Genomic DNA, 15,526 nt, shown 5'->3' on the forward strand with positions numbered 1-15,526 from the left:
TGTACAGTAGTTCCCCAAAGGGAAGTAGTATCCTTGAAGGAAGTGGTTTCGTTAAGTAATGGGAAAACGCATGCACAGGAAAGAGACTTCTTCGGATTGCAAGCCGTATCTACGGGCTATCCAGGATACACAGGATATTTTAGGGGGCAAGTGGAAAGTGATGATTATCGGCAGCCTGGCCTTCAGTAAGAAACGTTATATGGAACTGCACCGGGCCGTGGAAGGAATTGGCTCCAAAATGCTCTCGAAAGAGTTACAAGAACTGGAAGTAAATGGCTTAGTCAAACGGTCAATTTTGGCCACCAGGCCCATCACGGTGGAATACGAGCTCACTGACTACGGGCGTACGCTCCAGCCCGTATTGGACTCACTAGCCAGTTGGGGGCAGGTTCACCGGGCGAAGATTATGAACGAAGTCCCGAGTTTATAAAACCGTCGGCGTTGCTTAGCCTACTGGCTTACTACGTGCGTTTCCACCGCTGCCTGGTCGGCGATGTCTTCGCTGGCGGTTTTCAGGATGATATCGCCGGGTTTCAGCTCACCAAACACCTGCATTTGGCCCGCGCTATCATCGCCTTTCTGAACCGTTACCCGAACCGCTTTGCCCTTCTCTACTTTCTGCACGAATGTGCGGTCCATCGTACTAATCACGGCTGATTTGGGAACGTATAAACTGCCTTCGCCCGACGAACTGACCGGTAGCCGGACCGAGGCAAACATACCCGGTTTTAACTTGCCGCCTTTGTTGGGAAAGTCAATTTCAATCAGTTCGGAGCGCGTTTCGGGGCGCACATTGTTGGAAACACGGTTGATCCGGCCCGTGAATGTCTGGTTGCGAAAGCTACGTACCGAAAACTGCACCGGATTGCCCCGACGAATATCGCCCAGGTAAGCCTCCGGAACGGCGATACGTAACCGGAGCCGATCAAGTTGTTTGATTTTGAGCATCGGTACGCCGTTTTGCCCACCCGGTCCGACAAATGCACCAGGCGACAACCGACGGTCGGTAATGACGCCGGTGAAGGGGGCGGTTATTTTCAGGTAGCTAACCAGCTGCTGCACGGAACTATAGTGGGCGTTGGCCGCGACCACGGCTAAACTATCCGAAATGGCTTTCGTGCGGGAGGTTTCCAGATCGACGGGCGAAATAGCGCCCAGCGTACGGCTGGTTCGTAGCACGCGCAGGAATGTGCCTTTGCTGGCGCCGTAAACGGCTTCGGCCGCTTTTACTTTCGAATAGGCCTCCGTTAGATTGGCGGTCAGTTCGGGGGCTTCCAGTTCCGCCAGCACCTGGCCTTTACGTACCTGATCGCCAATATCGACGTGCAGCGCCTTGACGTAGCTGCTCACGCGGGGATACAGATCGGTTTCGTAATAACTTTCCAGCTCACCCGGCAAGTTCAGTTCTGACGTTGGGCGGGAGGCCGTAACTCGGATGGCTTCGTACCGGATTTCTTCATCCACTGGTGTTTCGGCCATCGCGTTTTTTTCGGCGGACGAATTGCCGCACTGGCTCAACAGAAATCCCATGCCGCTGAGGACCGCTGCGTGTAAATAAGGACGAAGAACAGAATATACAGCCATGATTGATCAGGGTTAATAGGTAAGGGTCGATTCGGATGGTTGGGCAACGGCGTTGCCATCGTAAACCGTACTGGTTGAATCGTCGGGGTCGAGCGAGGGCGAATCGAACGCGGTTTTGCGCTGGACCGCAGCAAATACGACGGGTAAAATCAACAGGGCCGCTACGGTCGAAAAGAGAAGACCACCAATGACGGCCCGGCCCAGCGGGGCGGTTTGTTCGCCCGATTCACCCAGTCCGCTCGCCATTGGAATCATCCCGGCAATCATGGCTAAAGCCGTCATCAGAATGGGCCGTAGTCGGGCGGCACCCGCTACCCGTGCGGCCGCCCGGGCATCCCGGTAGCGGAGTCGCAACGATTCGGCGTTGGTCACCAGCAGCAGCGCATTCGCCACCGATACGCCCACCGACATGATAATGCCCATGTACGATTGCAGATTCAGGGTTTGCCCCGTGATGAGCAACAACGTGAGCGACCCCGCCAGCACAGCCGGGATGCTCACCAGCACCACACTGGCCACCTTGAACGATTGATAATTGGCCGCCAGCAGCAGGAAGATCACCACAATGGCCAGGCCTAACCCAAACTGAAGGCTGCCGAGCGTTTCCTGAAGCAGTTGTGCCAGTCCGCGTAGTTCAACTACCGAGCCTTTCGGCGGGTCGCCAGCCGCTGTGATAGCCGCCTGTACATCCCGCGTGGCCGTGCCTAAATCCTGGTTGTTGATGTTGGCCGATACGGTAATGATCCGTCGGGGACCGATGCGGTCGTATTCACCCGGTACGGTCGTGGGCGTAATAGCCGCTATGTCGCCGAGCGTGGGGCGCAGTTGCCCTTTTACCAGCGGAATCGCCTGAATGTCAGCGACGGACTTCATCTGGTCCTGCTCCAGCTGAATCTGCACCTGATAGGCAAATCCTTTCGACTGGTCGAGCCACAGGTTTTTGGCCGTGAACCGACTCGATGCGGTAGCCGCCACCAGCGACTTGGCTATCTCGTCGGCGCTCAGGCCCAGTTGAGCCGCCCGTTCGCGGTCTATTTTAATTGATACCGTCGGGTAACTCAGCGGTTGATTGATGCGTAAATCGCGCAGGTATGGAATCTCGCGCAGGTGGGTCAACAGGCGGTTGGCGTAGTGCTGGCCTTCGGTAAGGTCTTTCCCACCCACCAGAATTTCGATAGGCGTTTGCGCGCCCTGGCTCATGATTTTGTCGGTCAGGTCGATGGGCTCGAATGACAGCCGGACGTTGGGCATTTTCCCCCGGACCCGCTGGCGAATCTGTTCTTTCAGCGCATCCAGCGACTCAACCTTATAGGTTTCGGCCAGATTAATCTGAAGAACGGCTTCATGCGGCCCGGCATTGAATACGTACAGGGCGCTGGTGCCGTAACTGGAGGGTGTCATCCCCACAAAGGCCGACGAAATCGCAACATTATTGGGACCTACAATGTCGTTAATCTGCTTGATAACCCGCTTAGTGAGTTCTTCAGTCCGTTCGATGCGTAGTCCTTGTGGCCCGACGATCCGTACCTGAAACTGACGCGCGTGATTCTGACGCGGCATCATATCCTGCCCAATTTGGGTAAAACCAACGCCAATCAGCAGCGCGCAAACCAGCGCATACACGCTTATGACCAGTACCCGCCGGGCCATCAGGCTGTCGAGCAGCCGCAGGTAGCCCAGCTTGAATCGTTCGAAACCCGTTACTTTTTCCGGGTGCTTCTCTTCGTACTGCTCCTGCCGGGTTTCTGGCTGATGGGCCAGGTCAGGTAGTACGCTTAATTCGTGCGGACTGGCGTGTTCATGATGTTTCAGCCACCAGTTAGCCACGACCGGCACAAATACCTGCGAGAGGATGTAGGACGCGATAATCGAAAAGCCAACCGACAGCGAAAGGGGCAGGAACATCCCGCGCGGCACCCCGTTCATGAGAAAGGCCGGGGCAAACACCGCCAGAATACACAGCGTAATCAGCAGCAGTGGAAACGACATTTCCTGACAGGCATCCAGAATCGCGCGGGCCTTCGGCTTTCCCATTTCCAGATGCTGGTGAATGTTTTCAATCACCACCGTCGCCTGGTCGACCAGAATCCCGATCGCCAGCGCCAGCCCCGACAGGGTCATGATGTTGATGGTTTGCCCGGTCAGGTTTAAAAGCAAAATAGCACTCAGAATCGATACCGGAATGGTCAGAATCACAATCAGCGAACTGCGCCAGTCTCCCAGAAAAACCAGCACCATCAGGCCCGTCAGAATCGCGCCCAGACCGCCCTCCACCGCCAGACTATGCACCGCCTGCGTGACATAGACCGACTGGTCGAACTCGTAGGTAAGCTTCACATCATCGGGCAACAGTGCCTTCATTTCAGGCAGTTTGGCTTTCAGCGCACCCACAACGCTCATCGTCGACGCATCGGCACTCTTGGTTACGGGAATATAAACCGACCGTTTGCCATTGACCAGCGCGTAACCCACCGTAATGTCGGTCGCATCTTCGACCGACGCTACGTCGCGCAGAAACACGGTGGGCCCTACCCCTTTCCGGAGCGGAATATTCATGAATTCGCTTACCTTGTCGAGTACCGTATTACTGGGGGTCATGACCGTATAGTCACCCATCTGCACGCTGCCGGCGGGCGAAATCTGGTTGTTCTTCACCACTGCCTGCACAATCTCGTCGGGCGTCAGCTCATAGCTGCGCATCCGTTCGGGATTCACGTTCACGACGACGGTCCGTTCGTTGCCACCAAACGGCGACGGAGCCGATGCACCGGGAATTTGGGAGAACAGAGGCCGTATGCGGGTAGAGGCTAAATCCTGCATCTCGCCCAGCGATGCCCGGCGGCTGCTAAACACCAACTGACCCACGGGTAAGCTCGATGCGTCGAACCGGACGACGGTGGGCGGGACGGTACCGGGCGGCAGATAATTCATTACCCGGCTGACCTGATTGGCTACCTCGCCCGATACCTGCGCCATGTTGACATCTTCGTAGAACGTACATTTGACCAGACACAGCCCCTGAATGTTTTTTACTTCCACGTTCTTGATCCCCGATACGTACAGCAACTGATTCTGGTAGCGGGTCGCAATAAAACCTTCCATCTGGGCGGGCGTCATGCCACCGTAAGGCTGCGCAATGTAGATCGTGGGCAAATTCAGCCGGGGGAAAATGTCCACCGGAATCTGGAGCAGCGCCAACACCGCAAACAGCACGATGCCCGCCAGTGCGACGATTACGGTAATGGGTTTGGCTAGAGCAGCTTTGATCATAACGGTTAGCGGGGAAGTTGTTGAAGGAAGGAATCTAAGTCACCAGCCGTGGCGGCCCGTAACAGCAAAGCCCGCCAGACACTGTTGGTGACCAGGGCCTGGTCGACCTCGGCCCGGTTGAGCAGCGCACTCGTTTGGGTGAGCGCCTGGATGTTGTCCAGCCCGGATTCGTACCGCGCCTGCGATTGGATGTAGGCCTGGCTGGCCGCATCCAGTTGAAGCGGAGCTTGCCGGGCGCGAGCCTGCGCCAGTTGTAATTGCAATACCGCATTCTGACTAGCCGCCTGAATGCTCAATGCCTGCTGGTCAAACGCCTGTTGATTGGCGTTGACTCGCTCCCGCTGGCCCGACAGCGCGTACTTGGTACGCCATAAATCAGTTGGTCGCCAGATGGCCGTTACGCCCACGATGTAGTTGTAAGACCGTAGCGGCAGACCAGCTCCCAGCGAGGGATCAATGCGAAAGGTACCGTCGGGCTGGGCCTGCTCGCTGATTCCTGAGCCGCGTCCCTGAAGCGAACCCAGCACCGAAATGGATGGTAAGGCCGAGGCCTTCAACAGGGTTTCGTGCGCCCGGCCCAGATCAATGTTTTTCTGATAAACCCGGAGTTGCGGATGCAGCGCCGGATTGCTTCCTGGCGTTTGCGGCAATTGAGGAAGCTGGTTGTAAAAGACCATCGAATCCAACTGGACGGTGGGATTCGGCTGGCCAATCAATTCAGTAAGTCGGAGTACCTGTTGCTGGGCCAGTTGCTGACTTTCCAATACCTGCAATTGAGCCCGAGCCACTTCGGTGTTGGCCACGGCGCTGTCGATACCGGGTCGGAGGCCGCCTTCGGTACTGGCGCGAATGATCCGTTGTAGCGCCTGCGACCGCTGAAGATTAGCGGTTTGCAAGGCTACCGATTTTTGGGCATTAAGCGCCAGTAAGTAAGCATCGCAAACCCGTACCTGATGGGTAAACAATTCACCTTCGTAGTCGGCCTGAGCCTGCTCTATAGCGAGCCGGGCCTGACTACGCCGGGCCTGCCGACGACCAAACGTAATGGCTTCCCAGTCGACCACCATCGAAAGCCCGCTCGTCCAGGCCGCCTGATTTCTGAACCCATCGGTCCGCACCCCCGAAACGGGCAACAGGAGTCCGCCATTGGATACGTAGGCACCCCGAACCTGATTGGACGTAGCATTGAGTGTCTGCGCCTGAACGCCAGCCTGCGGCAACAACGCCAGGTTCAGCGCTTGCGCATCGGATTCAGCCGCCCGGATATTGGCCAGTTTTCCCCGCAAACTAGGGTAATTGGTGCGGGCCAGCTCCAGCGCTTTGGACAAGGTAAGCGGGTTGGCTACAGTCGATAAGGAAGCACCCGGTTGCGCCAGACCCTGTCTGCCCCAGCCGCCGACGAGTACGAATAAAAGCCCGATGTATCGTTTTTTCAACCTGTGCATGGGATTAGCCTGATGGATAACCCCAAAGCTACGGGTCGGAGATTAGAGCGAAATTAGAGCCATATTAGTTATTATTAGAACGGGTCATGAGTTGCGATACTAGTTAAATTATACAGGCTCTGCGCTAGAGGATAGCCATATGGTAACTTACCGACTATTTTTTCCGACCCCGGTCGCCCTATCCCATAAAGAGAGGACTACTTTCGTCTATAAATAGGAGCGTTTTTACAAGACAGATAGCATTAAACTTATGATGTCTCCCGAAAGGGAGACATCATAAGTTGCCAGTGTTTGCTTTTACTCACTCATATATTGCTCGGGACGCCGACGAAATATCTCCTTGCAACTCCCCGAGCAAAACTTATAATTCCTCCCTTTGTACGTGTATTGTATCGTATCTCTGGCCATAATCTGCATGTGACAGACGGGATCAGCCAATGATCTGGCTGTTTTAAGCTTACCTAGCTTCTTTTGGGGCATTCCAGGAAAAGACGACTTCGACTTGCCAATTATAATGCCCCGGTCAGGTTGCCACTTGTCATACTGCATAATTCGAGTTACCAGTAAAGCCTCATCACGCCCTCTCAGTTTATCGACGACATAAAGAGCCCCGTCGATACCCGCTGAAATACCCGCCGTAGTAAGTAGTTTACCGTCTTCGACAAAACGAGTGTCTCGCACCACCTTGGTTTGTCGATCGAATCGTGACAAGGAATCAAGCACTGCCGCATGACTGGTGATCGTTTTCCCCTTCGTCAAGCCCGCCTTACTAATAATGAAGGCCCCCGTACAAACCGACATACTCACCTGCGTATGCTGATGGACTTGATTGATCCAAGCCAGGACATCTGGATTCTTATACGTGGCTACCACCGGATCAAGGGGAGCTCCCGGAACAACCAGAATATCAGGCTGAGGGGCATTGGTGATCGTATAATCAGGTTTAAAACGTAAGGTATTATTTTTAGTGGTTAGTACACTATCACCGGTTGAAACCAGATAAACCTGGAAATCACGCACGTTACTAAAAACTTCGACGGGTCCCGAAAAATCGAGTAATTCGACTCCGGGATAGACTAAAACGGCAATCTTGACCGGGCCATCCTGGCTTTGTCCTTTACTGAGGGGGCTACCTAGAAGCAGGATTATCCAGGACAGAAGAATCGGGTACGAACGCTGTGAAATCGCGTAAATCATGACTGTTTTTTGATTAGTTGACTTCGCAAAAGTAGCCTCCCCTCATCGCCACGACTTATCCTTTTCGATCATTCACTTGTACATGTGGCCAAACAGCTTTTGAAAAGACGATGGGGCATAACCCGTATGCTTCTTAAAAAAACGGCTGAAGTACTGCTCACTGGTAAACCCTAATTGCCAGGCGATCTCTTTAATTGACCAATCAGCCCAGTACAAAAGTCGCTTGGCTTCTAGAATCTGTCGCTCATTAATGAGTTGTTTAGGCCCTTTTCCCGTAACCAGTTTAGTTGCCGCTTTGAGTTGCTGCTGAGTCACACAAAGTTGATGGGCGTAGGTTTTACTGTCACCAACCGATCGATACTGTTGATTCAAGGCCTGATTAAACCGTTGGTACAATGTAGATGACTGATGTGTAGGGCTCGCCTGGTATTTATGTTTAAGCTGAAGGGCAAGCTGAATGATTATGGTTAATAAATGATTGGCTATATGATTGTTGTTCAGTCGATTATTCGTTCCATGTTCCCGTTCAAGTAATCGAGTGTATTCAGCGATCTGACTAAAATCGTAGTCCGTTAGCGGAAGGGCAGGGACCGTAAAAAGGGATGGCCAATCGGAATTGGTGTCAATGGTAAACCAGTCGGTAAAGCTCAAGCTGGTCATGACCACTTGTTGGTAAGTGTTGTGAGCGTGAACTTGATCCTTACCCAATAGCAACAAGGCAGGCGCTTGCACTTGAATCTGCTGATAGTCCGTGTACAACGTCATTGTGCCTTGAGCTAATACAGATAGCGTGTAAAAGTTGTGAGTATGAGGTATTCCCATGAAGGGCATGGTGAGACTAGCCTTATTAATTTGACGGATAACCAGTCCTGTATGGACCATATCATGCGTCAAATTGAAGGCCGGTATGACAGACGCATTATTCTCTTGAGCCATTACTTATCGATATGTAATCGTGATGGATGACGTACTTGGCAGCCACTTCGTGTTTTTGGAATAAGAACTGTAGAACGTTGAATTTCTTTCCCCGCACTGTGGATGAAAGGGCGATGCTCAGGGGAGCTATGCCATCTCTTGAAACACCCGTTTTTCGAAACAGTAAAAGAAGGAGCAGCCTATATCTTTTCAATTTATTAACCAGTCTTAAAATGCTGTAATAAACATTAGCCCTGTTTGACTTTGTGATACATAGTTATCAGTCGCTAAGCAGGCTGCAAGGGTAAAACGACTTCAGTAATGGTGCCACCACCCGGCCGGGGACGTAGCAGGAGCTTTCCCTGATGCAGCGTAATGATGCGATGGGCCAGCGTCAACCCAATGCCAAACCCACCGATGGACCGCACATTGGAGCCGCGTACCAACGGTAGCAAAATCTGTTCTTCTTCGCCCGGCGTCAGGCCAATGCCCCGGTCTTCAATCCGAATGAGGGCGCGTTCTTCGGTATCCATTTCCAGGCATACCGTAATGGGCTGACCATTCGAATACTTTGCTGCGTTGTCCAGCAGATTCAGCAAGGCCGTTTTGAGGAGGTGCGCATTGCCCAGAACTGTGACGGGCATGGGTTGTTCGAGAACACCGTCACTAAGCTGGACAGACAGGGATTGCCCGGCGCGTTGCTGCCCGAGCGTATCGGCAGCATCGAGAACAATCTCAACCAGTTCGAGCGGCTGGCGATCAAGCTGCGCATCAACGCCATCAATGCGGGCCAGTTGTAACAGCCCATTGGCCAGCGCCGTCAGTTTATCCAGTTCGGTAACGGCCTGGGTCATGCCGCGCTTCAAACTTTCGGCATCGGTATCGTAGAGCAGCGACGTTTCCAGCCAGCCTTTGATGGTCGTCAGCGGGGTGCGTAGTTCGTGGGATGCCTGGGCAATAAATGAGCGCTGGTTCTCGACCAGTTGTTCCTGCCGGGTGAGTAAGTCGTTGAACGCCTGCGCCAGTACGCCTACCTCGTCATGGGCGTTGTCGGGCCGCAGCCGAAAGGGCAACATAGTAGCTACGGGGGTGTTGATCTGATCGATCAGCTTGTTAAGGGGTTTGAGTGCCTGTCGGGAAAAAAAGTAACCCAGTAAACTAACCAGACCGATGGCCACCATATTGCCGACAACAAACAGGTCGCGCAGATTCTTCTGTCGCTGGTAGCCATCCTGATCGTAGGCGGTTGCGATCGCTACATATTCTCGTCCATCCGGCGAAGGCGAAACCCCGGCGTAGGTCAGCGCGACGCCGTCTTTAGGATACGTATGCCCGGAACTTTCGTATTGAAACCGGACGATTCGCTCCCGCCGTACCCGATGCCGAAAAGCGGAATCAGCCACAAAATCGTTGGTAGACTGGCTGGCGTAAATCAGACTGTCGGTGGGCGAATAAACAAACTCAACCTGTTCGGGCATCGACGTAATAACGCTACCCGCTACGGCTCCTCTGAGCGTTAACAACTGCTCCGTCACGCGTGCTTTACGTTCCAGTCGATCTTCGATGGATCGCTGCCGGAAGCTGGCATAGGTGCTGTACACGTAGATCGAGAAAAGGAGCAGAATACTCGCCACCAGCGACGAAAACCACAGGATCAACTTGTGTTTGATCTGCATAATTAACCCCGTAAAACGTATCCCATGCCGACCACCGTGTGCAGCAGTTTGGGGCTGAAGTCTTTATCTATCTTTTTGCGCAGGTAATTGATATAGACCTCGATGACGTTGGTGTTGGTGTCGAAATGCAGGTCCCAAACTTTCTCGGCAATATCGATTCGGCTAACGGTTCGGCCCTTGTTGATCATCAGGTATTCGAGCAGGGCGTATTCGCGGGCCGTCAGCTCAATTCGCTGCCCGGCCCGGAAAACCGAATGCGCCTGGGTATCGAGTTCGAGGTCGACCACGCGCAACACCGTTTTCAGACCCATGTGGTCGCTGTTTCGCCGGGCCAGCGCTTTGATCCGTAGCATCAGCTCGCGAAAATTAAATGGTTTGACCAGATAATCATCGGCACCCGCGCCAAAGCCGCTTTCTTTATCGGGCAAACTATCCAGCGCCGTTAACAGCAGTATTGGCTGCCGAGGGGACTCTTGCTTGATGCGTCGGCACAGGTCAAACCCATTGATATGGGGCAGATTGACATCCAGCACAATAACATCGTAGGTGTTATTATCGGCCAGTCGTTGCCCCATCAGCCCGTCGTAGGCCAGATCGATGTCGTAGCCTTCGCTTTCCACGCCTTTGCGAATAAACGACGCCAGACTCGCTTCATCTTCAACCAGCAATACTTTCATAATAGACAAAAGTAATCTCTTTTAGCCCCTTTACTCGATCTGCTCTGCATTGACAGCATGTCCTCTGACCCCTAAGAGCGCTTTTGGAAAAACGACCGGAGCTTTCTTAACCAATGGGGCCAACGAATGGACGTCTGATGCGATTGATCCGGCACGGCACTAATTTCGCTTCCCAGTTGAATCTGGATGGCCGGCGATTTGCGAACGGTCAGCAACTGGGACCCATACAAACTCCGGTGGCCAGATAATAGAAAACTAATGACGCAGGCCACCGCAGCATAGGGAGCAACGGTCGCCCCGAATAATTCGATGGCCAGAATACTACAGGCGATGGGCGTGTTGGCCGCCCCCGCCAGCAGACTCACGAAGCCAATGGCCGCAAAGGTCGAGCGGTCGGCGCCAACCAGGTCTGCGTAAAAGCTACCCAGGGAAGCTCCAATAAACAAAATGGGCGTAATGACACTGCCACTCCGGCTGATGCTTAGGGTGATAACAGTGAACAGGGCTTTTAGTAAAAAGGTGTACGAAGCAACAGGCTGTCCTTTAATGCAGTTTTCCAGAAGATCAAGACCTAGTCCTAAATAAGCGCGCGAAAACAAAAGGGTCAGCCCAACGAGTACCAGTCCGCCCAGCATGCCCTTCCAGGGCCGCCAGATGGGAATGGCGTTCGTCCAGGCCGTACTGGTCTGCATAGCCCGAATCAACCCATAGGCGCACAAGCCAAAAAGGATACCCCCGCCCAGGAGCTGAAGAAAAAATCCCTGGCCGAATGAAGGAACAAACTGAAGTGGATAATAAAAGAACGTAACGCCCAGTGCTGATGAAATCTGGTAGGCCGTAATCGAAGCGACAAACGCAGGAAGTAGTACATCATAGAGAATAACCCCCACGGCCAGCACTTCAATCCCGAACAGCGCTCCGGCAATTGGGGCACCGAATACACAGGCAAAACCGGCGCAGAAGCCGCACAGGACCATCTTTCGCCGGTCAACGTTGTCTACCCGAAATAGATTGGCGCAAACACTACCCAGACCCGCACCGATTTGCGCACAGGGACTTTCTTTGCCCGCCGAGCCACCCGTGGCCAGAATCAGGATGACATTAACGATCTTGGTGGGTACGAAGCTGCCTTCGATTTTGCCGTAGTTCCGATTGATGGCGGCAATGAGCGCGTCGGTGCCTACGTGCTGCTTCAAGACGAACTGACTGAGCAGGTTCGCGGCAAAAAAACTGAGCGGCAACAGGAAGAAAACGTACTGATAATGATTACTTTGCTCAATCACGTAGTGGATAAAGAGGATAAATGCTGATGCGGCCAATCCGGTCAGACAGCCGATCAGCACCGAGAGGATAACCCACTTAAGAACACTACCAAACAGAACCAGTTCTTCATGAATACGCATGATTCATCAACGAGTAAGGACTCAATCTGTTCACATGGAGAGGTTGTTAACGCGTAGTGGTTTTTCGTCAGGTGGCCATAATCGAGAACAGGTAGAAGAGCGTTTAAAGCTATTTAGACTAGTCTACTAACCAACCCGACAGGTAAACGATGGAAAAACATGACCTAATTACGTTTGGCCTCTACACGTGGCTGGTGCTTGCCGTTGAAGAGGATCGCAGGGCCCTGATCATTACCCAGGATATAGTGGAACTGCGATGGTATCACCACCAATTTGTCAATGTAACGTGGGCAGATTGCGCGTTAAGGCAATACCTTAACCAAGTACTCTACCTTACATTCAGCCCGGAAGAGAGGGCAAAAATCATTCAGATCACGAATAAAAATTTTGACAACCCCTGGTTCAATACAAAAGGGGGGGCAGACACCACCGATCACCTATTCTTACTTAGCCTGGAAGAGGTTTGCCAGTATTTTGGCGATAGCCGGGCAAACCTGAGTACCAAAGGGGGACAAACGTGGTTTATTGACGACGCAAACAACGGTAATCGACAAGCCAGATACGGTACTGACTTGCACGGGTGGCGGCTTCGGTCGCCGGGCTACTACGGTCGCACGGGGGCGAGTATTACCAAAAACGGCCATGTTTATGTCCGTGGCAACGGCGTCTTCGGCAGGCCCCGAGACGGTGGCGGTATTCGTCCCGCTTTATGGTTGCGGCTGGACGATTAGCTCTTGCCGTATAGGTAGCTTAAATACCCCATCTATGGGCAGCAATACGCTGCTTGTCACGTAGGATCTGCATGAATCGGCCTAACAGCCATTCATCAATGTTTTCTTAGTACATTTGGAGAACAACCATTAATGGAATGCATTTTATGACTGGTATCGAAAACTCAATACAGGCCTTCAAAATCTTTTTTCTGGTCCTGGCAGGCATGTTCATGACAGGAATTACCCTGGCACAATCCACCGGCACGGCCATTACGCTAGGTGGTAAAACCATTCATACGGTGGGTAAACTACCTGCGGTGGGCACATCGATTAAAGAGGCCACCTTGACCGGTGTTGATCTGAAGGATAACACGTTAGCTGATTATAAAGGCAAATATGTGATCATGAATATTTTCCCCAGTGTAAACACCGGTGTTTGTTCCAAATCGGTCCGGAAGTTTAATGAGGATGCAGCTGGGCTAAAAAACACCACGGTTCTCTGTATCTCCAAAGACCTACCTTTTGCCCAGAAAGCTTTTTGTGGCGCGGAAGGCATTAAAAACGTGGTAATGCTTTCTGATTTCAGAACTGATTTTGGCCATTCTTACGGGGTACAAATTGCCGACGGCCCCATGAAAGGGCTGTTAAGTCGCGCCGTAATCGTGGTGAACCCCGAAGGGAAAATCGTCTACGAACAACAGGTGCCGGAAATAGGGCAAGAGCCTGATTACGCTGCCGCTCTTGCTGCTATTAAATAGCATTGAATGAGCTTAATGCAGGGAATAAATTGCAGGTATGGCAATGGCCGTTCGTTAATAGCATTCGTAAATAGCCGCTCCTATTCAGTAGGAAGCGGCTATTAGGATGTCAGGCGGATAAGGCTAGCTAAGTAAGGGCGGCTAGGTTAGGGCTCAGGTACGTACCAGAAAGGAATCGTCACCAGTTCATTGGCTTCCTTTTTTCGGGGGTCTTGCAGAGCTACCCGGAGCAGGTTGTGGCCTGTTTTCAGATTGCCCGGTATCAACACCGTTTGCCAGCCACTTTGCTCCTGAACCCCGGTTTTAGTAAATAGCAGGTTAGGCTGGGCATAGGCCGAATCATTAACGGTGATGCAGATCAACTTATTGATCTGCTGGCTGCTCCAGATAGCATATCGCTGTCGACGCACTTGACGCGACAGCGTATCGCTCCAGGCTGGTTCGGCCGCCAGCTGCTTAAGCAGTGTGTCGAGTGCTTTGGGATAGGCAATGAACAAGCGCAGGTAAGGTTCCCGAATGACGTCTGACTGGATGGAAGCCCCGCCAATAAAGGCACCCTCGGGGCGCTGGTTGTCGTAGGCCGTAGGCTCAATGTAGAGACTATCGATACGGGCCGAGTAAAGATGTCGGCGGTTGAAAAGCGACATCCCTCCACTGGTACGTGATATATCGTTGGCGTATTCAAGAAAGAACACCCCAAAAAATACGACGATGAACATCGCTGCCGCCTGAATCAACTTGCCGGGCCGGATATTGGTGTAAAACGTGTTAGTAACATAGGACGTGTGTTTGTACGTACCCAGCATCATCAGTCGCCCTACTTTGGTAAACTGGTAGTTAAGTTGAATGCCCCTGGGCGTCTCTTTCAGCCTCTTTTGACTCAGCAAAATAGACGCTAAGAAGAACAAGGCCATCAGTATGCCTAAGGCAATTTTGACCCCAAACCACACGTTGGGGGGCACGTTAGGTTGAACCACCAGGTAGATCAGTAACCCCATCAGGTAGAATATGGCAACGACCACCAGCAGGAACACGAACTGAAACGCGAGGGCAAATACAATATTGCACCGTTTGTCGAGCCAGAGAATGTAGCGGTCCAGTGGGCCAAACTCGTCGGCCAGGCGTTGCTGGGCATACGGCGTGGAGAAGGGAATACGGTCGTAGTGGATGCCCGAGGGGAAAACAGCCAGCAGACCGACCAGACCCACCCAAAATGCCCGCATTACAAAATTGGCCAGAAAAGCCGCAAACAAGACATGGCAAGTAGCGCGAATCAGGCTGTATACCATCGAGGGCAACATGACCGCTGCCCCCTCCGTGTGGGTCATGTAATTGTAGCGGATGTAGCTGAAGGCCGACTCCAGCAGATCGGGCAATTGCAGGATAGCGAACATGGCCACTCCGGAGATAGCTAATTCGAGGTTCCAGCTCTGAGTGGTTAATTCCCGAAGCTTGTCTTGCTCGTCGGGAGTAAGTTGGGAAGCCGTCGATGGGTTATTATCAGACATGAATGATTGTGTGTACTGCTGGTTATAGGCTACGTTGTAAAATCATCATCTTTATAGTAGCCAAAGTACGAAAACATCAACCGAAATACCCATTAATACGCCGTTTCATTAAACGCCCGACTTATTATAGACACTCTCTCTGGCCGAGCAGTACTTTCAGGCTATGAACCAGCACCTGGCGGATCTGACGACGGGTCGCACCGACACCATCCTGAAACTGGCTGACATTGCCTGTCAGCGCCTGGCGCGTACAGGCGTTGTATCACTCTAGCCTAGCTGAGCAGTAGCCGCCTGGCATTAGGTCAATTGGCCGATTCAAGAAGTGTCTCATCAAAAATGTATTGCTTGAGTCAGCCTTATCTTAATTTTAGGAGCGTTTT

General features: G+C 52.6%; 12 protein-coding genes. 3 read left to right on the plus strand and 9 right to left on the minus strand.

The features are described from left to right. Positions 1-70 precede the first annotated feature (70 nt). On the plus strand, positions 71-430 hold the full coding sequence (locus tag ACYU8Y_RS17330) for a winged helix-turn-helix transcriptional regulator (RefSeq protein ID WP_460939311.1): 360 nt from the start codon (positions 71-73) through the stop codon (positions 428-430). Between the two features lie 20 nt (positions 431-450). On the opposite strand, the gene ACYU8Y_RS17335 is transcribed toward ACYU8Y_RS17330, so the two are convergent. From ACYU8Y_RS17335 to ACYU8Y_RS17370, 8 genes are all read right to left on the minus strand, one after another. Beyond that, the gene (locus ACYU8Y_RS17335) at positions 451-1,584 is read right to left on the minus strand and encodes an efflux RND transporter periplasmic adaptor subunit (protein ID WP_460939312.1); all 1,134 of its coding nucleotides are present in this window, start codon (positions 1,582-1,584) and stop codon (positions 451-453) included. A gap of 12 nt (positions 1,585-1,596) precedes the next feature. Further along, the gene (locus ACYU8Y_RS17340) at positions 1,597-4,854 is read right to left on the minus strand and encodes an efflux RND transporter permease subunit (protein WP_460939313.1); all 3,258 of its coding nucleotides are present in this window, start codon (positions 4,852-4,854) and stop codon (positions 1,597-1,599) included. Between the two features lie 5 nt (positions 4,855-4,859). Beyond that, entirely contained in the window at positions 4,860-6,299 is a 1,440-nt protein-coding gene (locus ACYU8Y_RS17345; protein ID WP_460939314.1) for a TolC family protein, read from the minus strand. 297 nt (positions 6,300-6,596) lie between these two features. Continuing rightward, positions 6,597-7,496, minus strand: coding sequence for a DJ-1/PfpI family protein (locus tag ACYU8Y_RS17350; protein ID WP_460939315.1), 900 nt, complete (start codon positions 7,494-7,496; stop codon positions 6,597-6,599). A gap of 72 nt (positions 7,497-7,568) precedes the next feature. After that, a complete protein-coding gene (locus ACYU8Y_RS17355; RefSeq protein WP_460939316.1) occupies positions 7,569-8,432 on the minus strand; it encodes a helix-turn-helix domain-containing protein in 864 nt (287 codons plus the stop codon). 266 nt (positions 8,433-8,698) lie between these two features. Further along, positions 8,699-10,087, minus strand: a complete 1,389-nt coding sequence (locus ACYU8Y_RS17360; RefSeq protein ID WP_460939317.1) for a HAMP domain-containing sensor histidine kinase — start codon at positions 10,085-10,087, stop codon at positions 8,699-8,701. 2 nt (positions 10,088-10,089) lie between these two features. Further along, a complete protein-coding gene (locus ACYU8Y_RS17365; protein ID WP_460939318.1) occupies positions 10,090-10,764 on the minus strand; it encodes a response regulator transcription factor in 675 nt (224 codons plus the stop codon). A 71-nt stretch (positions 10,765-10,835) separates the two neighbouring features. Next, the gene (locus ACYU8Y_RS17370; RefSeq protein ID WP_460939319.1) at positions 10,836-12,167 is read right to left on the minus strand and encodes a chloride channel protein; all 1,332 of its coding nucleotides are present in this window, start codon (positions 12,165-12,167) and stop codon (positions 10,836-10,838) included. Positions 12,168-12,316: 149 nt separating this feature from the next. Between ACYU8Y_RS17370 and ACYU8Y_RS17375 the strand changes: the two genes are divergently transcribed. Continuing rightward, entirely contained in the window at positions 12,317-12,898 is a 582-nt protein-coding gene (locus tag ACYU8Y_RS17375; RefSeq protein WP_460939320.1) for a DUF6273 domain-containing protein, read from the plus strand. A 146-nt stretch (positions 12,899-13,044) separates the two neighbouring features. Continuing rightward, a complete protein-coding gene (tpx, locus tag ACYU8Y_RS17380; RefSeq protein ID WP_460939321.1) occupies positions 13,045-13,638 on the plus strand; it encodes a thiol peroxidase in 594 nt (197 codons plus the stop codon). A 146-nt stretch (positions 13,639-13,784) separates the two neighbouring features. Here tpx and ACYU8Y_RS17385 read toward each other — a convergent pair whose 3' ends face one another. Beyond that, entirely contained in the window at positions 13,785-15,146 is a 1,362-nt protein-coding gene (locus ACYU8Y_RS17385; RefSeq protein ID WP_460939322.1) for a hypothetical protein, read from the minus strand. Between the last annotated feature and the right edge of the window lie 380 nt (positions 15,147-15,526).

It is taken from the genome of Spirosoma humi (genome assembly GCF_054776575.1).